The 19,975-nt window shown below is 60.5% G+C and carries 16 protein-coding genes and 1 tRNA gene; 11 read left to right on the top strand and 6 right to left on the bottom strand.

Going from position 1 to position 19,975, the window contains the following annotated elements:
• Window positions 1-51 precede the first annotated feature (51 nt).
• The 6 genes from GGR17_RS16270 to GGR17_RS16245 all read left to right on the top strand — a co-directional run bounded on the left by GGR17_RS16270 (window position 52) and on the right by GGR17_RS16245 (window position 6,782).
• A complete protein-coding gene (locus tag GGR17_RS16270) occupies window positions 52-1,128 on the top strand; it encodes a glycosyltransferase family 4 protein (RefSeq protein WP_082386653.1) in 1,077 nt (358 codons plus the stop codon).
• 557 nt (window positions 1,129-1,685) lie between these two features.
• A complete protein-coding gene (locus GGR17_RS16265; protein WP_082386652.1) occupies window positions 1,686-2,486 on the top strand; it encodes a sulfotransferase family 2 domain-containing protein in 801 nt (266 codons plus the stop codon).
• Window positions 2,479-3,744 (top strand): lipopolysaccharide biosynthesis protein, encoded by a 1,266-nt coding sequence (locus tag GGR17_RS16260; RefSeq protein ID WP_054539619.1) that lies wholly within the window; start codon window positions 2,479-2,481, stop codon window positions 3,742-3,744. Before GGR17_RS16265 ends, GGR17_RS16260 begins: the two co-directional genes overlap by 8 nt.
• Window positions 3,741-4,859, top strand: coding sequence for a glycosyltransferase family 4 protein (locus GGR17_RS16255; protein WP_054539618.1), 1,119 nt, complete (start codon window positions 3,741-3,743; stop codon window positions 4,857-4,859). The genes GGR17_RS16260 and GGR17_RS16255 overlap by 4 nt, the downstream gene beginning before the upstream one ends.
• Entirely contained in the window at window positions 4,856-5,551 is a 696-nt protein-coding gene (locus GGR17_RS16250) for a sulfotransferase family 2 domain-containing protein (protein WP_054539617.1), read from the top strand. Before GGR17_RS16255 ends, GGR17_RS16250 begins: the two co-directional genes overlap by 4 nt.
• Window position 5,552: 1 nt before the next feature.
• On the top strand, window positions 5,553-6,782 hold the full coding sequence (locus GGR17_RS16245; protein WP_162231831.1) for a glycosyltransferase family 4 protein: 1,230 nt from the start codon (window positions 5,553-5,555) through the stop codon (window positions 6,780-6,782).
• A 350-nt stretch (window positions 6,783-7,132) separates the two neighbouring features.
• Here the strand turns inward: GGR17_RS16245 and GGR17_RS16240 are convergent.
• From GGR17_RS16240 to GGR17_RS16225, 4 genes are all read right to left on the bottom strand, one after another.
• A tRNA-Met gene (locus GGR17_RS16240) sits at window positions 7,133-7,209 on the bottom strand.
• 137 nt (window positions 7,210-7,346) lie between these two features.
• Complete coding sequence (gene dctP, locus GGR17_RS16235; RefSeq protein ID WP_054539615.1) at window positions 7,347-8,441, bottom strand: TRAP transporter substrate-binding protein DctP; 1,095 nt, start codon at window positions 8,439-8,441, stop codon at window positions 7,347-7,349.
• A gap of 15 nt (window positions 8,442-8,456) precedes the next feature.
• On the bottom strand, window positions 8,457-9,755 hold the full coding sequence (locus tag GGR17_RS16230; RefSeq protein ID WP_054540450.1) for a TRAP transporter large permease: 1,299 nt from the start codon (window positions 9,753-9,755) through the stop codon (window positions 8,457-8,459).
• Between the two features lie 16 nt (window positions 9,756-9,771).
• A complete protein-coding gene (locus tag GGR17_RS16225; protein ID WP_037208557.1) occupies window positions 9,772-10,272 on the bottom strand; it encodes a TRAP transporter small permease subunit in 501 nt (166 codons plus the stop codon).
• 599 nt (window positions 10,273-10,871) lie between these two features.
• Between GGR17_RS16225 and GGR17_RS16220 the strand changes: the two genes are divergently transcribed.
• The 3 genes from GGR17_RS16220 (at window position 10,872) to GGR17_RS16210 (ending at window position 15,074) form a co-directional block, all read left to right on the top strand.
• Window positions 10,872-12,986 carry a YjbH domain-containing protein gene (locus tag GGR17_RS16220; RefSeq protein WP_082386648.1) on the top strand — a complete coding sequence of 705 codons (2,115 nt, stop codon included), beginning with the start codon at window positions 10,872-10,874 and terminating at the stop codon, window positions 12,984-12,986.
• Window positions 12,983-13,621, top strand: a complete 639-nt coding sequence (locus GGR17_RS16215) for a YjbF family lipoprotein (protein ID WP_054539614.1) — start codon at window positions 12,983-12,985, stop codon at window positions 13,619-13,621. The genes GGR17_RS16220 and GGR17_RS16215 overlap by 4 nt, the downstream gene beginning before the upstream one ends.
• Before the next feature lie 94 nt (window positions 13,622-13,715).
• Window positions 13,716-15,074 (top strand): polysaccharide biosynthesis/export family protein, encoded by a 1,359-nt coding sequence (locus GGR17_RS16210; protein WP_173585964.1) that lies wholly within the window; start codon window positions 13,716-13,718, stop codon window positions 15,072-15,074.
• 65 nt (window positions 15,075-15,139) lie between these two features.
• On the opposite strand, the gene GGR17_RS16205 is transcribed toward GGR17_RS16210, so the two are convergent.
• Window positions 15,140-17,293, bottom strand: a complete 2,154-nt coding sequence (locus tag GGR17_RS16205) for a GumC family protein (protein WP_054539613.1) — start codon at window positions 17,291-17,293, stop codon at window positions 15,140-15,142.
• Window positions 17,294-17,823: 530 nt separating this feature from the next.
• Here GGR17_RS16205 and GGR17_RS16200 point away from each other — a divergent pair.
• Window positions 17,824-18,066: a hypothetical protein gene (locus tag GGR17_RS16200; protein ID WP_054539612.1), complete on the top strand. Its 243-nt coding sequence runs from the start codon at window positions 17,824-17,826 to the stop codon at window positions 18,064-18,066.
• Between the two features lie 120 nt (window positions 18,067-18,186).
• On the opposite strand, the gene GGR17_RS16195 is transcribed toward GGR17_RS16200, so the two are convergent.
• Window positions 18,187-18,723, bottom strand: coding sequence for a hypothetical protein (locus GGR17_RS16195; protein WP_235974514.1), 537 nt, complete (start codon window positions 18,721-18,723; stop codon window positions 18,187-18,189).
• Window positions 18,724-19,346: 623 nt separating this feature from the next.
• Between GGR17_RS16195 and GGR17_RS16190 the strand changes: the two genes are divergently transcribed.
• On the top strand, window positions 19,347-19,931 hold the full coding sequence (locus GGR17_RS16190) for a sugar transferase (protein ID WP_328705652.1): 585 nt from the start codon (window positions 19,347-19,349) through the stop codon (window positions 19,929-19,931).
• The last annotated feature ends 44 nt before the right edge of the window (window positions 19,932-19,975 follow it).

Genomic DNA, 19,975 nt, shown 5'->3' with positions numbered 1-19,975 from the left:
AAGCGGGGGGCGCGACTCTTACCTACACCTGAGTATAGCTGGAGATAGAACATGAGATCGTCACGAGACCGAATCAAAGTGCTCCATTTCTGCGAAACCGCTATGGGCGGCGTGGGCACCTACCAAAAAGGCCTCGCCGAGATGGATGCATCCGCTTTCGATCAGGTGTTTCTCATGCCCGCGAAACATGCTGCTATCATGGGTGACGAGTCGAGGGTGATAACCTATCCGCTGAAAAAGCGGGGGGCGATGGCGATTTTTGCGCAAATCCGAGCCTTCCGGAATCTGGCTCGCACGCAGCGCCCCGACGTGGCCTTCTTCCACTCCTCATTTTCATTGCCTGTCTTATTGGCCATGCGAGTTTTGGGTGGGCTTCCACGCACGATATATTGTGCCCATGGATGGGCCGCATTGCAGTATGGCGAGAGTTTTCGCGCCCGCGTGGTACGGGCGATCGAGGGCCGGCTGTGTGGTTTGGCGGACGTGGTAGTGAACGTTTCGATCCATGATCTCGAAGTGGCAACGACAGGGAACTACGGCGGACGTCAGATACTCATAGAAAATGCCGTACCGCCGCCTGCCGCCGATGTGAGATCCGACTTGTTTGCAGGCGAACCAGACAAGCTTCATCTTTTGTTTGTTGGCAGGTTCGACCGACAGAAAGGGCTCGATATTCTTTTCGCAGCGTTAAGAAAAATCCGGGAAAAGCGCCCGGATATTGTATTGCATGTGATCGGAGCGGCGGTACGTGAGGCGGATCAACCTGAGGTTCCGGACGGGGTAGACATGGTCGGTTGGGTCGATCGGCGGGATATCGACAGTTGGTACGCCTCTGCGGACGCATTGGTGGTGCCGTCACGCTGGGAGGGGCTGCCACTTGTCATTCCAGAAGCCCTGCGCAATGGCACACCTGTTATCACCTCGCGGCGCTGCGGGATGGAACAATTGTTTGAGGAAGGAAAATCAGGCATCGCCTTTGAGGCGAACGACGAGGCCTTGGCGAAAACCTTGATGAGCCTGAACAAGCACAGTTTGCGTGAGATGCGTGCAAACTGCAGTGCGCTGTATGGGGCTCGCTACTCGATGGATAGGCTTTTTCGGGAAGTTGCCGAGGTGTATGCTGAATAGGTGGTGTTCATATGGCCTTCTGACTTTTGCCAGATGCCGCGTGAACAGGCTCATCGCAGATGAAAGTGCAGATCCTGCCGGGGCGTTGCGCCTTAGTGCTATGGTTTCATCCCCTGGATGTGCTCACAAACGATATCCCGGTCTGTGCCTGCATCGAGAGGATTCGGGTATCACACGCCTTCTGCTATCTTGCGGATTGGCGCCGCAGCCCGCCCCGCTACGGTCAGCTCGCAATCAGTTTCCAAGCCTCCGGCACCCTTCTTTGGTGGAGCTGATTGCACCTCGACTCTGGCCCGAGGGGCTTGACCACCGCGCGAGTTGTCGGGGCGCCGCTACCTTTCCGGAGTTTCCGCCAAATTACTGTGCTCACTAGGTGGAATTTTTTGAAAATACGCGACTTTGGCGCCGCCAAACTGTACACCGAGCGTTGCCTCCTTTAGTTGTGAAAGAATAGGCATCGATGATTGCTCTCAAGGGGCGCTTAGTGACGTAGACAAGCAACTTGCCGCAAAGCTCCATGTGGACCTTTCGGTCGGGGATTTGGGATCTGATATCCAATGGGAATTGTCGACACAGCAAAAAATGTGCGTTTAGCTCTGGCCGATGCCGCGATACCAACGCGCCTTGTCTTTCATCATGTCCCCAAATGCGGAGGAACCTCGGTGGGTAGGGCGCTGCGCAAGCGATATATTCTTTCGCAGGCGACAGTAAGGCCTGATGAAAGTTTTCGTGCTTTTGAGGCGTTTTCTGCGCGTTCTGACCGTGCGGCTATGCTGATCGATGTAGCGGACCTGCGCGAGCAAATGTTGCTCTACCATCTTTTCGACGACGTGCGCTGCATCTCTCTGCACGTGGCCTTTTCGGATGTCGCGTATGAGCGTTTTTACGATCGCTATAAGTTCGTGACCATTCTGCGTGAGCCCGTGGCGCGTTTTGTGTCACATTACTTTTGGAGTTACGGCAAACAGGGCGACCATGCCATCATTGACGAGGGTTTTGCCGATTTTCTGCAAACGGACCGTGCGCGGCGTCTCGGGGCGAGCTATGTCGAGTACTATTCCGGACAACCGAAAGCTCCCGATCTTGCCGACCCCGCTCTGATCAAAAAGGCAATCGCCAATCTGCGCGAAAAGTTTAGCGTGGTGGGTCGCCTTGAGGATCTTCCGGGCTTTACTGCCGACCTGAAGCGCGAGCTGGGCGTGCGAGTGCGTGTCGGTCATGAAAACAAGGGGCGTCAGTCAAAAGACACGCGGAAGTCCACAATCACACCCGAACTGATGGAGCAAGTGCGCAAGCTTTGCGCACCGGATATCGCCATCTGGGATGCGTATTTCAAGCCAGGGCAGACCCATGGTTGACGTCCCTTCAGGAGAGGCGAAGGTCAGACTGCGCAGGCTGGTCGGATGGGGGCTGCTGGGGCAAATTTCCTATGTCGTCTGCCAGTTCCTCATCCTTGTTGCTCTTGCGCGGTTTGCCAGCGTGGAAGATGTCGGGCGCTTCGGCCTTGCCAGCGCAATCATCCTGCCGATTTACTGGTTCTTCAATCTTGGCGTTCGCGCAAATCAAGCGACTGACGCGCGCTCCGAATTCAGCTTCCGCGAATTCAGGATGTTGCGAATCGTCGCGAGCGCTGTCGCCTACGGTATCATCGTTGCCATAGTGCTTGTTTTCGTCGGGCCGGAAATGCGGCCGGTGATGCTTGTCTTGGGCGCGGCGAAGGGCATCGAGACTTTCTCCGATCTGTGTTACGGCATGTTCCAAAAGGGCGAGCGGATGAACTATGTGGCCCGTTCGCTAATCTTGCGCGGGTTTGGAGGAGCGGCTCTGTTCTGGGGGGTGATCGTCCTTACAGGCTCCACCACCGCCGCCTACGGCGGGTTGCTGGTTGCGTGGGCGCTGATCACCCTCGGTCTCGATCTTGGCAGCGCGGGGCGGCTGGCCCGTGCTACTGGTGACAACGGATTGCTGCGAGCGCAAAAGGTGCGCTTGCTTGCCGTCACCTCGTTGCCACTTGCCTTCAACGCGTTACTTTCGGCGCTTCAGGCCTCGACCCCGCGCTACATGATCGGCCATCTCCTTGGTCTTGCGGCGCTTGGTCAGTTCACCGTGGTCGCCTATGCGATGCAGGCTGTAACGACAGTCACCATGGCCATCGGTCAGTCCATCGTTGCCCGCTTGGCGCACTATTCGGTTGTCGGAAACAAACGTGCATTCGGCCGTACCCTGCGCCAGCTTGTCGCCCTGATCGCCGGGTCTACCGCCGCCGGGGCTGTTGTGGCGCTGGTCATTGGGGAATGGGTGCTGGTGACGGTGTTCGGGCCGGCCTATACCGGACTGGCCATCCAGCTTGCCCTATGTCTGGTGGCTGCGGGCGTATCTGCCTCCGCCACGATTTTGCAATCAGGGCTCCTGGCTACCCGCAATTTCGGGATCAATCTTCAAATTCGCATTGTAACCTTTTGCGCGATAGTGGCGCTGACTGCCGCAGGCGCATATTACGCCGGTCTTTCCGGAGTGATCACAGGCATGATCATCGCATCTTTGCTGCAAGGCGTTCTGCTGGGCCGGGCGCTTGTTGGCCTGCCATTCGAAACCGACGCGGACGGGCTGAAATGAACCGCCCGCGCCTCGCCTTTGTGCTTCAGGATGCGCTTGGATGGCGGACCTATCGCGCCCAGCTCGAGCGGGTGCTGCGTGGGCGCGAGGATATCGAAGCGCGGGTGGTTTCGGTCTCGCTCAGCCGTTGGGATACGCTCCTGCACAAACGCAACAACATGCGCCAACGCGACCATCTGTTCCGGCGGATCGACCCGATCGACGCCTTTTCGGGGCGAAGTGGGCGCACCGTCCGCGCCATGTTGAGCACTTTCTCACCTGATGCCGTGCACTTTGCGGCGCACTGGCCCGCTGCCGCCATCGCCCAGGCCCCGGCGGCGCCCCCTTTCACAGTCACACTCGACAACACCCGCGCCGGTATCGAGCGTGACCTGCCGCGCGACGCCTGGAATCCGAAAGACATGGCACGTGAGGCTGCACTCCTGCGGGGCGCCGCCCACATGTTTCCGATGAGCCGCTGGGCGGCCGGATCGTTGCGCGACGATTGTGGCGTAGCGGATACGGCGATCACCGTGATGCCGCCGTCCATTGATTTGAAGCGGTTCCGACCAGAGGCCAGATCAGACAACGCGCCGGGCAAGTTGCGGGTAGTCTTCATTGGCAACGATATCCGTCGCAAGGGGGCGGCCCGTCTCGTCGAGTGGATCAAGGGACCGCTGGCTGATATGGCCGAGCTGCATATCGTGTCCGGGGATCCGGCCTCCAGATCCCTCGCGGATCATGCGATCGTGCATGGCCGGGTGCCGAACGACCGGCTGGTTGGGGAGCTGTTGCCGTCGATGGACGTGCTCTGCCTGCCCACGCGGTCCGATATGTCGCCACAGGTGCTGGCCGAAGCGGCAGCGGCGGGCCTCCCGGCAGTGGCAAGCGCCATCGGTGGCATTCCCGATCTGGTGATTGATGGCCAGACCGGGTTCACGCCTGACGCTGCGGACGATGTTGGGTTCGTCCAGGCATTAGGGGGCCTTGCCGAAGATCGGAGGCTTGCACGGCAGATGGGCGATGCTGCGCTAAAACATGCCCACGCGCACTTCGATGCCGCGCGTAACTTCAATGACTTGATCGATCGGTTGGTGAGTCTTGCCTCGGTTGATCGCGGCAAGGAGTTATCATGAGACCGAGAGAGTTAGCCCATCTTACTGGCTTCGGACGACGCTATTTCATAGCCTTTTGGTCACGGGGCCTGCCGATTTACGCCGCGCCCCGCGAGGTACAAGATGTTTCCGGCGCAATTTTCGTTCACATTCCCAAAACGGCGGGGATAAGTGTCTGCGAAGCTGTGTACAACACCGACCAATTGTTCGGCCATGCCCCGGCAATCGGTTGGCGCTCACGTGACGTTGAGCGCTTTGAGCGTCTTTTCACCTTTTCTCTGATGCGGGATCCAACAGATCGCTTTTTTTCTGCATTTTACTATCTTAAAACTGGGGCTTTGACCGATAAAGATAACGCTTTCGCGGCTCGCTATCTCTCTGCCTTCGACACGCCCGACGCTCTTTTGACTGCAATGGCACGGAACCCGTTCCTGCGGGCAAGGATCATGTCCTGGGTCCATTTTACCCCTCAAGCCTGGTACCTTACCGATCGCCAGAGCAAGGTTATCGTAGACTACATTGGCCGCGTTGAAACCTTCGACGAGAGTATGAGCGAAATCGCAACGCGTCTTGGCAAGACGTATGCCCCGACCCACAGCAACAAGTCCAAACGCCCCCGCGACCTTGCGCTCGGACCTCAGGCCAAGACCTTTCTCGAAAACCTCTACGCGGATGATTTCCTTATTTACCACGACCGTTTCGGGAACACTTAGCATGGCGCAGTTGGACACCATCGTCATTGCCACCGACAGCGCCCGCCTCAACGGCGGTACTGCAAAGGTGGCATTCATCGAGGCAAAGGGGCTGGTGGCGATGGGTTACCGGGTGATCTTCTTCGCCCCCACCGGTCCGGTCGACCCCGATCTTGCGGCAAGCGGCGTGGAAGTGATCTGCCTTAACGAACCAGACGTGCTCGATGATCCGAACCGCCTGCGCGCGATGCGACGCGGGATCTGGAACGTGGGGGCGGCGCGTGCCCTGCGCGCTACTCTTGCCCCACTCGACCCCGTGCGCACCGCGATTCATGCGCACAGCTTCTCTCGCGCGCTTTCTCCTGCGCTCGGACCCGTGCTGACCGGAGCGGGGTTCCCCTCACTTTTCACAATGCACGAATATTTCCTCGCCTGCCCGAATGGCGGGTTTTACGATTATCGCAAGGAAGAGATCTGCACCCGTCGTCCGCTTGGTCCGCGCTGCATGAGCACCAATTGCGACGCTCGGTCGGGGCTGCAAAAAGGGTGGCGGGTGGCCCGGCAGGTTGCGCTGTGGGGGCCGGGTGGATTGCCGCGCAAGCTGCGCCATATCGCCTATATTTCGGAAACGCAGCTGGCTGCGATGCGTCCCTACCTGCCCGCAGGGGCGCAGCTACATCATATTCTGAACCCGGTCGAGATCGACCTGAACGCCCCGCGCGTCGCGGCCGAGAACAATGACGTCTTCCTGTTCATCGGTCGGCTGATGCCCGAGAAGGGCGCGCTGGATTTTGCCCGCGCGGCAAAGGTGGCAGGGGTGCGGGCGGTGTTTCTGGGTTCAGGCCCGCAGGAGGCCGAGATCCGCGCCGCCAATCCCGAGGCCGAGCTGGCGGGCTGGGTCAGCCCCGCCGAGGTTGCACAGTGGCTGGCGCGCGCACGGGCGCTAGTGTTCCCCAGCCTGTGGTACGAAGGTTACCCGCTAGTGACATGCGAGGCGCTTGGTGTGGGCGTTCCATGTATTGTCGGAAAGTGGTCTGCTGCCCACGAAATGGTCGAGGATGGTGTTAATGGGATTGTCTACGATCGGCGCGAGGCGCTCGCCGGGGCGCTCGGTAGGTTGCGCGATACCGCGACCGTCGCTGCGATGTCGCGGGCGGCCTACGCCCGGCGCGTGCACTATGCCGCGTCGCCAGAGACCCATTGCGCACACGTGATCGAAGTGCTTGAGGAGGTCATCAGCATAAGAGGATGAGCTTGAGAGACATTGCGGTGGAACGTCTGTTCCGCCGGTCCAGTGTTTTGGTGAGTGCGTTCGGGCTTTGGCTGCTGCGCCTTTCTCTTGGGTTATTGTTCGTCCTCAGATTGGGGCGGACTCTAGTCGACGCTGGAGGGAAAATCCCGTGGCAGGTTATGCCGCAGCGCAGAAGGCCGATCAGGCTAAGCCCGATCACATTGACCAACCCGGAAAATAGTTTGACTGTCTGACGTCAGCGCCAATGGGCCAGTTTAGGGTGATATGACACCCCCCGCGAAGCGCTGGGTCAGTGGGCGATGAATCGCCCAAGTGCTTCGATTTTATGGGGAAAATCCCTTGAGGGGATATGGTAGCGGAGGAGGGACTTGAACCCCCGACACGCGGATTATGATTCCGCTGCTCTAACCAACTGAGCTACTCCGCCAAGAGCGAGGGCTAGGTAAGCGAGGGACGGGGGGGCGTCAAGAGGGAATTGCCGGAATGCCGCTGATTGGCGGGCGTTTTCGCCGCATGAAAAAGGGCCCGCCGAAAACGGCGGGCCCCCGTGTCATTCAAAGGCCGTTACTGACCGGCGCAGGCGCGGATCTTTTCGATATCCGGGCCGTTCGGCGTGCGGCCCAGGTTGAACGGGGCCGAGGCATCGCGCCAGCTTTTATAGTCGTTCAGATACTCGAGCTGGCTGAGATAGACCTTCGCCGAGGTGGGGCTGGCGCAGGCGGCATCCTCGATCACCGAATTGGCGATGGTCTGGATTTCGGCAAGGGTTTCATCATCCATACGGGTGATCTCGACCCCGGCTTCCTGGAACTTGCCATAGGCTTCGGTGGCCCGCTTCTCGGTGAACGCGAGCGACCACAGCATCGTCGCGTCAGCGGCGATCTTCAGCTTTTCCTGCGCGCCGGGCGAAAGGGCGTCCCACGCGGCCTTGTTGATCATCACGCCGAATACCGACGAGGACTGGTGCCAGCCCGGTGTCGACCAGTATTTCGTCACCTGGTGGAAGCCGCCGGAATAGTCGACATTCGGGGTGGAGAATTCTGCCCCGTCGATCACGCCGCGCTCGAGCGACTGATAGATCTCTCCGCCGGCCATCGAAACCTGGTTGCCGCCGAGCCGCTCCAGCAGCTGCCCCTGTTCAAGCCCGGACAGGCGCAGGCGCTTGCCCTTCAGATCTGCGGTGTTGCGGATCGGCGCGTTGGTGCGGAAGCCCGATTCGTTGTTGGTGACGGTATAGGGCAGGTAAACCATGCCGAAACGGCCGTAGACCTCGTTATAGATGTCGGCACCGCCCCATTGCTGGATCCAGTTCACGTAATCGACGGCGTTGAACAGGCTGGCGTGCGTCGCCAGGGGCGAGAACGCGGGGTCGCGTCCGGCCCAATAGCCGGGCCAGTCAGCCCCGGCCTGAATGGTGCCGGATTCAACCGCGCCGAACACCTCGCCTGCCGGCACCAGGCTGCCGCCCTCGTAGAAGTCGATTTTCACCTCGTCACCGGCCAGCTTGTTCGCCAGATCGACGAAGTGCTTGTCCATCTCGATCAGTTCGAGCGACGACGGCCAGGTGCTGGTCATGGTCCAGCTTTGCTGGGCCATGGCCGGGCCGCAAAGCGTGGCCACAAAGGCCGCGCCCGCAAGAATTCCGGTTTTGATAGTCATGTCTTCCTCCTCCGTTTATTTGGGTCCGTAGAGATTTTCCGGCAGCCAGGTCACAAGGGACGGGAAAAAGGCGACCAGAAGGCACATCGCGATGATGAGGCCGATGAACGGCATCACACCGGCGATAATCTCGGATGTCTTCACGCTGGAGGGCGCGATGGCCCTGAGATAGAACAGCGCATATCCGAATGGCGGCGTCAGGAACGAGGTCTGCAGCACGATCGCCATCAGCACGACGAACCACAGCAGGCTGATCCCCATCTCCTGCACGATCGGCAGGAAGATCGGGAACGACAAAAGCACGATCCCCGTCCAGTCCAGAAACGCGCCCAGAATGAAGACGATGAACATCATCACCGCGATCAGCATCCAAGGCGCCATGTCGAGGCCGCGCATCACGTCCTGCACCGCTCGCAGGCCGCCGGTGATGTTGAACACCCCGGTAAAGGCCGTGGCACCGACCACGATGAACAGGATCATGGCCGAGGTGCGCCCGGTTTCGAGAAGCGCGCCATAGAAGGTCTTCCACTCGAACTTCCGGCGCATGATCACGATGACAAGCGCCAGCGCCGCGCCGATGGCCGAGGCTTCGGTCGCCGTGGCGACACCGGCAAGCATGGTGCCCAGAATGCCGATGATCAGCACCAGGGGCGGCACCGCCTCGACGGCCAGCATGCGCCACAGGGCGCCGCGGCTGATCTTTTCATCGGGCTGTACGGCGGGGGCCATGTCGGGGCGGACGATCGCCACGATCGTCACCCAGCCGGCGTACAGCAGGCCCAGCAGAACACCGGGCACCATCGCGCCGGCGAAAAGCTCGCCCACCGACAGCGGCGAGTAGCTGGACATCAGGATCAGCATGATCGACGGCGGAATGAGAATGCCGAGGCACCCCGAAGATGCGATGACACCCGCGGTCAGCGACGGGCTGTAGCCATATTGCAGCATCGGACGCAGCGCCATCACGCCCATCACGGTGATCGAAGCGCCGATGATGCCCGTCGTCGCGGCGAGCAGGATCGAGATGAACACCACCGCCAGCGCCAGACCGCCGCGCACCTGCGCAAGCAAAAGCCGCAGCGATTCAAACATTTTGTCGGTCACGCCGGAATCCGACAAAAACCGTGCCATCAGCACGAATAGCGGAATGGCGATCAGGGTGAAGTTATCCAGCACGTCGCCGAAGATGCGGTTGATGATGATGCCGAGCACCATCGGCTTGCCGGCGATGACCGCGCCAAGAACCGCGGTGCCGCCCAGAACGAAGGCCAGCGGATGGCCCATGAACAGCCCGATCACAAGCAGGCCGAACATGACGATGGCGATAAGCTCAGGCGAAATCATTTTTGGCCTCCTTGTGAAGAACGAGCTTCAGCACCTCCGAGATGCCCTGGATGAACAAGAGCCCGGCGGCCACGGCCATTGCGATTTTCAGCGGGTATACCGGCAGTTGGACCGAACCATACGTGGTTTCCCCCTGGTTCCACGATCGCTGCGCGAATTCGATGGAACGGGTCAGGAAAACCCAGGTGAACGGAAAGAAGAAGATGAAGTAGCCCGCGATCTCCACCCAGCGGCGTGCGCCGGCGGAAAGATGCTCAATCAGCAGATCGACCCGCACATGGGATTGATGCCGGAGCGCGTATCCGCCAAGCATGATGAAATAGAAGCCATAGAGCTGTCTCGTCACGTCAAAGGCCCAGCGGGTGGGCGCATTGAAGACATAGCGCATGACGACATCGTAGATGATCATCGCGGCAAAGATGATCGCGACCAGTGAAACGATACGCCCCACGATCTCGTTAATTCCGTCGATCAGACGAATGAGCATTCACGGCTCCCCCCCAAAGCTGCAAGATTTTTGTCATGCGGACGTTTCCAGCTTTGAAGGGCGATGTCAATTGCGCATGGTATTGGAAAGTAAGGTGTAAGAGTCTGGCGGCACTCAAAAAATAGGATGTCGCGCCTTGCCTCGGGCGGGATTCGGGCTAGCAGGGCCGGCGCCTCCGTCAATGCGGCGCTGCAGCGCTGCGCATCCGGGCTTCGGCATGTTCGCCTTGGCATATCCGGCGTCCGGCGATTGCCCCCGCCGTGTCTTCATCGTTTCCGCCTGGCCGGCTGGTCCCCGGGGACGACCGGTCGCAGGCCGCGACCGAACTGTGTTGCACGCCGGGAAATCGGGTGGTTCAGAGCGAGAGTGCGGTTTTCGCGGGCGCGCTTGAGTTTTTGTCTAATTTTTAGACGCAGGTGAATCTTTTTTAGCGCTTCCTGAGGGTTCGACAGATATGCAGGCGTTAGAAAGTGCCGCGATAATATCAATAATATCACATTCGCCGGCATAGCGGCCCGCATCTGCCCGAAAAGAGGGGGCGGTTGTTTGTCGCTTTGTTAGGGTGGAGAAAAGAATTAGGTGGATCGGGGCAGATCCGTATGGCCATTTTCTATCGACGCGCCAGTTGGGCAGGCATGGCGTGCATTCTAACCCTTGGCATACCCTCCGACTGGGGGGGCGCGCAGTCTCGTCCGGTGTTGTCGTTCTACGGCACCACCGGCCTGATGGACACGCCCACGGCGGAAAGCATGCCTGACGGTGCGTTGACGCTCACCGTCGGGCATTTCGGCGAGACTCTGCGAAATACCCTGAGCTTTCAGATCACCCCCCGGCTTTCCGGCAGCTTCCGGTATGCCACTCTCGACGGGTATCGGGACGGCACAAACACGTTTTATGACCGAAGCTTTGACCTTCAGTACCGCTTTGCCGACGAGGGGCGGTATTTTCCGGCGGTGGCCCTCGGGCTTCGCGATTTCGGCGGAACGGGCGTATACGGGGCGGAATATTTTGTCGCGACCCGGCATCTCACGCCATCGGTAAAGCTTTCGGGCGGCATCGGTTGGGGCCGGTTGGGCACCTATGGTGGCTTTTCAAATCCATTATCCGTGTTTTCCGACCGGTTCGACAATCGCCCACCATGGGCCGGAACCGGCGAGGTCGAGACGGGCCGGTTTTTCCGCGGTGACGCTGCTTTTTTCGGTGGCGTGCAATGGGACTATTCGGATCAACTGGCGCTGTTGTTCGAATATTCATCCGATGACAACGTCAGCGAAGTCAGGAACATGGGCCTGGATCACCGATCCCCGTTCAACTTCGGCGCCAACTACAGCTTCAAGAACGGGTTCGATCTGGGCGCCTACTATATGTATGGCTCAGAGCTTGGTCTGGTGCTGAGCTACACCCTGGATCCGAAGAGCGCGCCCTATCCGGGCGGCATCGAAGAGGCCCCGCCGGCGATCCTGCCGCGCGACGCGATCGCGGCGGCGAGTTGGGGCGTGACGGGCAGGCAGGAACTTTCTCAGGGGGAGGAGCGCCTGCGATCGGCGCTCGCGCGTCAGGGGATGGCGCTCGAAGCGCTGGATCTGAGCGCCGGTTCCGCCACGGTGCATTTGGCCAACTGGCGCTATGACGTGGGCGCGCAGGCCATCGGGCGTGCCGCGCGGGTGCTGGCCAACACCCTGCCGCCGTCTGTTGAAACCTTCACCATCGTGCCGGTGGCAAACGGCGTGCCGATGTCCAGCGTCACGATCAAACGCCGCGATCTCGAAGAGCTGGAGCATGAGCTGGACGGGAGCTGGAAAAGCTATGTGCGCGCCGACATTTCGGATGCGGGCGGGCTGGACCGGACCGAGGCTCTTGCCGGGGTCTATCCGCGTTTCGCCTATGGGCTGAACGGTTATCTTTCCCCGTCGCTGTTCGATCCCGATGATCCGGTCCGGGCCGATATCGGCGCCGAACTCAGCGCGTCCTTCGCGCCGATGCGGGGGCTGGTCTACTCGGGGAGTTTGCGTCAGCCGATCATCGGCAACCTGGATGAGGCGACGCGTGTCTCCGACTCGGTTCTGCCGCATGTGCGGTCGGACGTGGTGCTCTACAACACCCAGTCGGATCTCGAGTTGACGCATCTGACCCAGGAGTACTTCTTTCGACCGGGCGAAAATCTCTATGGGCGGGTAACGGCGGGGTATCTTGAGCGCATGTACGGCGGTCTTTCCACCGAACTGTTGTGGAAGCCGGTGACCGGGCCGCTCGCCCTCGGGGCAGAGCTGAACTATGCGGTCAAACGCGATTATGACATCGATTTCGGCTTTCAGGATTACGATGTCATGACCGGCCACGCCTCTGCCTATTACGATTTGGGCGCGGGCTATCTGGGGCAGGTCGATGTCGGCCGCTACCTTGCCGGCGACTGGGGCGCGACATTCAGCCTAGACCGCGAATTCGGAAACGGGATCCGGGTGGGGGCCTTTTTCACGCTGACGGATGTATCCTCTGACGAGTTCGGGGAAGGCTCCTTCGACAAGGGCATACGCATTCAGATTCCGCTGTCCCGGCTCTCTGGCGAGCCGTCGCAGCGCGGGTTCGGCACCGTGATCCGCCCGGTAACGCGCGACGGTGGCGCGCGGCTTGATGTGCGCAACCGGCTTTATGAGGTCACGCGCGGCTATCACGCCCCCGAGCTGCAGGAACATTGGGGAAGGTTCTGGCGATGAGACAGCTTTTCCTTCTGGCGATGCTGGCGGCGGGCCTTGCGGGGTGCTCCTCTACGGAAGGTGTCAATCCCGAGCTCCGCAAGTGGCTGTCGCAGGATGATGACGTTTCGGATTTTTCGGCCGAGTTCGAAGCGCTCTCTCAATCCGGTGTGCCGGCGTTGATCGTCGCGGTCGAGGATCGCGAGCAGACCGCCGTCTTCCTGCGGCGTGTCAGGCGCGACGGGGTGGAGAACTGGATCAGCGCGGATGAGGTGAGCCTGGATTTCCGCTCCGGATTCCTGGTCGGGTCACGCGGGCTGGGCGGCGATCTCATGACGGCGGACGTCGCGCAATCGCGCGCGCTGGTTCTGTCGGGGCGGGCCGGCACCGCGAAACGGTTCCACAGCTATCTCGGCGGCGAGGATCAGGTCGAGATCCGAACCTACGTCTGCGAGATCGCCAGCCGCGGCGCCCGCGACGTGGATCTGGGCAAGCGCGTGGTCGCGACCCGGCTGATGCAGGAACGTTGCCAGGGCGCGGATCAGTCTTTCCAGAACCTATACTGGGTCGATCCGGGGCGGGGGGAAATCATGCAATCCCGCCAATGGGCCGGCGCGGAAATCGGTCCTTTGGCATCCAGACAGGTGCTGAGATGATGCGGTTCGGTTCGATTTTGCAAAGTATCTGTTTTTACGCTATATTTTTGATCAGGCGGCGTGCCTGCTCTTACCCTTCGCGGAGGTCTTGCTCATGCGTATTCTGACTGTTTCCTGTCTCGCTCTTCTTCTCTCGGGCTGTGGCTTGGCATATCAAAGCCCCGCCGTGAGAAGCGGCGCGGGCGAGGCATCGAAGGTGCGCGTTGTGCCCATCACGTCGGAAAGCGTGATGCTTGCGAACCAGTCGGCCTATCGGCCGCTGGCCCTGCCGGGGGTGTTCTCTCAGACGGCGGGATCCGCGGGCACCCTGCGCGGCGCGGGCGCCCTGCCGGAACCGGCGTTCCAGGCAGAAAACCGCCCCGCGGCGCTCGAAACCCGAATTCCGCCGCCCGCCGATCCCGGCCCCTATAAGATCGGCGTGGGCGATGTGGTGCTTTTGGCGACGCCGCAGGCGGGTACCACGATCGAGGAGCTTTCCGGGTTGCTGGCCGCCCAGAACCGCCGTCAGGGCTATACCGTTCAGGATGATGGCGCGATCGCCATTCCCGATGTCGGGCGGATCCACATCGCCGACATGACGCTGGAAGAGGCCGAGGCCGAACTGTTCCAGCGCCTGGTGGAAAATCAGATCGACCCGTCGTTCAGCCTCGAGATTGCCGAATTCAATTCCAAGAAGGTCTCGATCGGGGGGGCGGTCGCCTCGCCCACGGTTGCGCCAATCGCGCTGACCCCTCTGTATCTCGACGCCGCGCTGGCGGCGGCTGGCGGGGTCACGGTGACCGATCAGGATTACGCCTCGGTCCGGCTGTACCGCCAGGGTACACTCTATCAGATCCCGCTGTCCGAGCTTTACGCCCGCAGCGGGTTGCAGCGTATCCAGCTGGTGGATGGCGACAGTATCTTCGTCGATACCGAATACAGGCTCGAACAGGCACAGGCCTATTTCGAGGAGCAGATCCGCATTGCCGAGTTCCGTCAGAAGGCGCGCACCGATGCCCTGACCGAACTGAGCGCCGAGGTGACGCTGCGCCGCGCCGCGCTGGAAGAGGCACGCAGCAATTATCAGACCCAGCTCGATCTGGATGCGGTCGCGCGGGACTATGTCTACCTGACCGGCGAAGTCGGCAACCAGAGCCGCTTTCCGCTTCCCTTCGATCGGCAGGCGACGCTAGCCGACGCGCTTTACAACGAAGGCGGTGGCATTCCGACACAAACCGGGAATGTGCGTGAAATCTATGTGCTGCGCGGTTCGGCCGACCCGCGAGAGTTCGCCTCGGTTACCGCGTGGCAGCTTGACGGGCGCAATGCGGCGAATTTTCTGCTGGCAACGCGGTTCGAGCTGCGCCCCAACGATGTGGTCTTCGTTGCCGAACAGCCGATCACGCGTTGGAACCGCGTGATTCAACAGCTTACACCGTCGCTGCTGAGCACGTCCGTCGCGGCGACGCGGTAACGGATCAACCGGGCGCCGCCACCAGCCGGGGCGGCGCGGCCGTGATCTGACGAACGCGGCAGCTATCAGTTGCGGTAGTATTTCGTGCCATAGGCGGCATAGGATCCGTATTTGCCGCCATAGCCATAACGCTTCATCCCCTTGGGATCGATCTGGTTCAGGATCAGGCCCGTCACCTTCTGGTTGACGCTTTCGAACATGTGCAGCGCTTCCTCCACCTGCTGTTTCGAGGTGGAATCCCATTTCACCGTAAACAGGATCGCATCGGCCACCTGCGCGATCACCCGCGCGTCCGGAACAATCAGAACCGGCGGCGTGTCGATGACCAGAAAATCATAGCGCGCCGACATGTCCCGGATGAAAGAGCGGAAGCTTTCCGATGAAAACAGATCGGCGGCGTTGGTCGTTGTCCGCTCGCCGACCAGAAGATCGGCCCCCAGCCTGCTGTCGTGATGCAGCACATCCTCCAGCCTGGCCTCGCCGGACAACACTGAAATCAGGCCGCGCTCGGGCACGCCTTCGAAATACTCGCTGAATGCCCGCCGCCGGATGTCGCCCTCGATCAGCAGAACCTTCTTGCCCATCCCGACAAGGTTTTGCGCAAGCGCCATGGAATTGTTTGTCTTGCCCTCGCCGGGCAGGGACGAGGTCACGAGGATAACCTTGGGCGGTGTGTCGACATTCGACAAAAGAATCGAAGTACGCAGGTTTCGCACCGCTTCCGCCGCGGCGGAGGTGGGCTTCTCGGCCAGATAGCTCAGAACGCTTTTCCGGTTTCGTGCCGGAATAAGCGGGATTTGCCCCATCACCGTATAGCCTGTGTGCTGCTCCAGCTCGCGCGACGACCGGAACGAATTGTTACGCGCCTCGCGCAGCAGTACCGTGCCGCTGCCGAGCATCAGGCCCAGAATGCCCGACATCGCCAGAATCAGGGATTCGCGCGGCGCCGACGGGCCCCGGGGCACCACCGCGTTCGACAGGACGCGGCTGTCGGCCTGCTGGATGCCCTGCTGCGCCGAGGTCTCTTTCAGGCGGGCCAGGAAATACTCATAGAGGATACGGCTGGCCTCGGCTTCACGGGTCAGTTGCTGCAAGGTGATCAGATCCTGACTCTGACGTTCGATCTGAGCTTCAAGCTCTGCCTGTGACGTTCTCAGCGCCCGGAGCTGGCTCAGCGCGCGAGATGCTTCGAGTTCGGCCCGAATCTCGATCTGTGCGAACCGGGTGTCGAAAGCCTGCGCGGTGGCAGGGTCCGTATCGGCGCGGGCAATCAAGCGGTCCAACTGGGTGTCATCGGCAACCTCGGCCTGTGCGGGACGCGATGTGGCGGCCCTGAGCGCGGCAACACGCTGCCGCGCGTTTTCTTCGGTGATGGCGGCAGAGTTGACGCGATCCCGCAGCTCCTTCAACTGCCGCTCAAGGCCCTGAAGCGCCTCGACCGAGATCAGATCCGCGTCGGCATTGAAATCCTTGACCTTGGCTTCGGAGGCCTCCAGCTCGACCTGCAGTTCCGCCACGCGATCCGACAGCCAGCTCGTGGCCTGCTCTGTCGCCTCGAACTTCACCTCCAGCTGATTGAGGATGTAGACATCCACGATCGTATCGGCGATCCGGGCCGCTTTCCGGGCGTCTTCCGATTCAACCGTGATCTGGAACACAAGGCTGGCCGGGACATTGCGAATGCTGACCTTGCCCAGCAGCGTGTCTATGGTGCTGTCGGTGGTGCGTTTGGCCACATCTTCACTGGGCAGCGCCGCCGCCGGCTGCGACAGCCGCAGCAGGCCCTTGATCTGGCTTGACAGCCCGCCTTTGATCCTGCTTGACAGTTTCGGCGTCTGCAGCGTGGTGTTGAATTCCGGATCATTGGTCAGGTCGAGCCGTTGCACGACCTTCCCCATCAGCCCGCGCGATTTAAGCACCTCGACTTCGGAATTCACCACCGAAGTCTCATCGGACAGCCCGCCCAGCACACTGTCTAGGTTTACAATGCTCTCTTCCCGGGTTTCCAGAATGACGACGGCGGTTGATCGGTAGAGCGGCGTTGCGACGAAAAACGCGAAATAGCCGCCGATCAGAACGGCGATCGCGGCGACCAGGATGATCAGCCACTTCCCGCGCCATAACGCTGCCAGCAACGCGCCGAGATCGATCACATCTGCATCTTCGGGTTGCGTCTGCGCCGAAAGCTTGGGGCTGAAGTTTTGAAAATTCTGTGTCATGGAAAACTGAGGGGCCTTCGTTAGGGGCGCATGAATTCACGCACGATCAACAGACACTGTAAACGTGGCCCAGAGCCGTTGCAGGGTCAATTTTTCATTTACTATGCTGCAATTATGGCGCGTAAGAAAGAGAGCAAAAGTGGCTGGACGCTGCATTTGCAAAGATTTCCACAGACGGCCGCGCCAACGGGCTAGGGCGGGCAGGGCGCGTCTTTATCGTGGCGTCGGGCCTGCTGCTCTGGGGGAAAGCTGCCGGAATAATGCGGCGAAGGAGCCCGCCGGTGTTAGGTGCAGCTTCGGGTGGCTGCCCCGGGGGGTGAGGGCGCAGATACCATGTTGGATGCCGCGGCGCAGGGCTGCGGCCAAATCGTAGAAAACGGTGTTTGGGCGAAACTGCTCAATAAGGTTGCAGATTGGCGGCCGGCGCGCGGAATTTCGGCGAAAAATTATCTGCTTTACGCGTGTGATTCGCTGTCTTGCGGGCCAGATTTCTGATATACAGAAAGCGAAAATAGATACCGGAGATTGCCATGAACATTCAGAATGTTATTGCCGGGCTGGTTTTGATCGTCTCAGTGGCGCCGGCGACGGCGCAGAGCGTTTCGAGTTCCGATGAGCTGTTGAAGCTGCCCCCGGCAGCGGGTGCGACGAACTTTATCGGCTCCCTTTCGCCGGCCTCCTCGGGTGGCGGCGTTGCGGGGCTGCTCGCCGGTGCCTCTGGCACGACAAATACGACGAATACCACCAGCACGACAAGCACCACGGGGGGCTGATCCCCTCGTGCGATCGGCTATGGCGGAGTTTTCGGATTCTGCCGGCCGCCCGGTATCAGATACTCGCGGGACGGCCCAAGCGGTGATGCGCTCAGTCGCCCGAGTATAGATTTGCGCTGTTCAGCACCTTGGGATTCCCATGCGAATGAGATCCCGCCCGCGCAACAGGAAATGGGTCGTGATCCGGGTGCGGCCTTCCTGCATATACCAGGACCGCAGCGGTTCCGGGTAATGCGATGCGATCACGTTGGACCAGTATTCAAAATCCCGCGGGCTGAGTTTGGCGCCGAAATAGGATGGTCCGTGAAACCCGAAACGAGTGCCGGGCGTCACACAGGCCTTCGGTAGGCCTAGGTACATCGTGCAGGAAGAAAGACAGACCCCCCCGCGAATTTCAACCCGATCACCCTTGGCGCGAAGGCGCTCGATCTCGGCGGCACGCGCGCCGACCTGCCCGCCACGATCGTCGGTGATGACAATGACATTGCCGCGCGGCGTGGCCGCAGCCTGTGCGGCCTGAACCGGTGGCGCGGCAGGGGCAAACGCCAGTGCGGTACTCAGGATCAGCAGCGCCGCGCCACGCCAGAGCCCTCTGGCCGAGCCGGCGCCAGCATCGCATGGGTCTTCGGGCGGCAAGATCACCGGTTTTCGCTTCATCCTGAGTTACCCCGCGTGGAGACAAGGGCGCACGACGCCGGGCGTTTTTCCCCGGCGCGCCTGGGACAGGTCGCGCACCCCCGGGACGGCGCGTTTTCAACACCGGCCTATCGGAAAAGCAGTGCCCGAATGAGGTGAAAGCGGCGCCTTTTTGAGGCAAATCGCCGGCGCGCTCGCGTCCGCAGAATCAGTTCGTGCTGCGAATGCGAAGCGAAGGGCGTGTTGGGGCGCGCAAAAAATGCGCAGAACCGCTCTATCGGGGCGGGATAATTAAATTTTTTGTAAAAAATGGCGCTAATACCGCCCCCGCTGTGTCTTGCTGCGGGTGCATCCTGTAGGCTGTCCTAAAGTACAAGTCGACTTGATCGGTCCTTGGTCCTCTGGGCCCAAAAAACGGAAGACTCTCAATTGGGAGGGGAAGCACGTCTTCGTGTGTTCTTCGGTGTCTTGTTTATTTGAAGTCCTATTAGCGCTGTTGGAACACTGAATTTTACGCGGAGGCCATTGGCCGCCTCGGGGGTAGCATTATGGAGCATTTAAGTTGGCGGAGCGTCGATGTTTCGCTCGAAAGACCCATCGATTCTCAAGAACTGAACGGCGTCTATGCGAAATTCGGAAAGCGTTTGTTCGACATCGTTTTTGCGCTGCTGCTTTTTCCGGTTGCGCTGCCCGTAACAGGGCTTCTGTGGGCGCTCACCAAATGTGACGGCGGGCCGGGATTTTTCGGGCACGTGCGCATCGGCCAGAACGGAAAGGCATTCAAATGCTGGAAGATCCGCAGCATGGTGGTGGATGCCGAAAAGAAGCTTAAGGCGCATCTGGAGCAAAACCCCGACGCTGCGGCCGAATGGGCCAAGGACTTCAAGCTGGAGAAAGACCCCCGCATCACGCAACTTGGGAGGTTTCTGCGCAAATCCAGCCTGGATGAGCTGCCGCAAATCTGGAACGTTCTGAAGGGCGAGATGAGCTTTGTCGGGCCGCGCCCGATCATCGAAGCCGAGCTGGTCAAATACGGCGGTTATCAATGGGCCTACCTTGCCGCCACACCCGGCGTGACCGGGGTCTGGCAGGTTTCGGGCCGCAATGATGTCAGCTATGATGAACGGGTGCGCATGGATGCGGAGTATCTCGAGAAAAGATCCTTCCTTTTTGATTGCGCGATCATGCTGAAAACCGTCGGCGCGGTGTTGAACCGAACCGGAAAGTAACCGCCCGGCGCATGGATTTGTCAGCCATTCGCGCCATGCCCGGC

It is taken from the genome of Actibacterium naphthalenivorans (assembly GCF_014196965.1).
In the GTDB taxonomy this organism is placed as follows: Bacteria; Pseudomonadota; Alphaproteobacteria; order Rhodobacterales; family Rhodobacteraceae; genus Actibacterium_A; species Actibacterium_A naphthalenivorans.
Note: the sequence above shows the minus strand (reverse complement) of the source record. Positions and strands in the feature narration are given on the sequence as shown.

Bases quoted from the DNA above. Each gene is read 5' to 3' on its own strand.
- GGR17_RS16270 (WP_082386653.1), top strand. From the start codon at position 52: ATGAGATCGTCACGAGACCGAATCAAAGTGCTCCATTTCTGCGAAACC.
- GGR17_RS16265 (WP_082386652.1), top strand. From the start codon at position 1,686: ATGGGAATTGTCGACACAGCAAAAAATGTGCGTTTAGCTCTGGCCGAT.
- GGR17_RS16260 (WP_054539619.1), top strand. From the start codon at position 2,479: ATGGTTGACGTCCCTTCAGGAGAGGCGAAGGTCAGACTGCGCAGGCTG.
- GGR17_RS16255 (WP_054539618.1), top strand. From the start codon at position 3,741: ATGAACCGCCCGCGCCTCGCCTTTGTGCTTCAGGATGCGCTTGGATGG.
- GGR17_RS16250 (WP_054539617.1), top strand. From the start codon at position 4,856: ATGAGACCGAGAGAGTTAGCCCATCTTACTGGCTTCGGACGACGCTAT.
- GGR17_RS16245 (WP_162231831.1), top strand. From the start codon at position 5,553: ATGGCGCAGTTGGACACCATCGTCATTGCCACCGACAGCGCCCGCCTC.
- dctP (WP_054539615.1), bottom strand. From the start codon at position 8,441: ATGACTATCAAAACCGGAATTCTTGCGGGCGCGGCCTTTGTGGCCACG.
- GGR17_RS16230 (WP_054540450.1), bottom strand. From the start codon at position 9,755: ATGTTCGGCCTGCTTGTGATCGGGCTGTTCATGGGCCATCCGCTGGCC.
- GGR17_RS16225 (WP_037208557.1), bottom strand. From the start codon at position 10,272: ATGCTCATTCGTCTGATCGACGGAATTAACGAGATCGTGGGGCGTATC.
- GGR17_RS16220 (WP_082386648.1), top strand. From the start codon at position 10,872: ATGGCCATTTTCTATCGACGCGCCAGTTGGGCAGGCATGGCGTGCATT.
- GGR17_RS16215 (WP_054539614.1), top strand. From the start codon at position 12,983: ATGAGACAGCTTTTCCTTCTGGCGATGCTGGCGGCGGGCCTTGCGGGG.
- GGR17_RS16210 (WP_173585964.1), top strand. From the start codon at position 13,716: ATGCGTATTCTGACTGTTTCCTGTCTCGCTCTTCTTCTCTCGGGCTGT.
- GGR17_RS16205 (WP_054539613.1), bottom strand. From the start codon at position 17,293: ATGACACAGAATTTTCAAAACTTCAGCCCCAAGCTTTCGGCGCAGACG.
- GGR17_RS16200 (WP_054539612.1), top strand. From the start codon at position 17,824: ATGAACATTCAGAATGTTATTGCCGGGCTGGTTTTGATCGTCTCAGTG.
- GGR17_RS16195 (WP_235974514.1), bottom strand. From the start codon at position 18,723: ATGAAGCGAAAACCGGTGATCTTGCCGCCCGAAGACCCATGCGATGCT.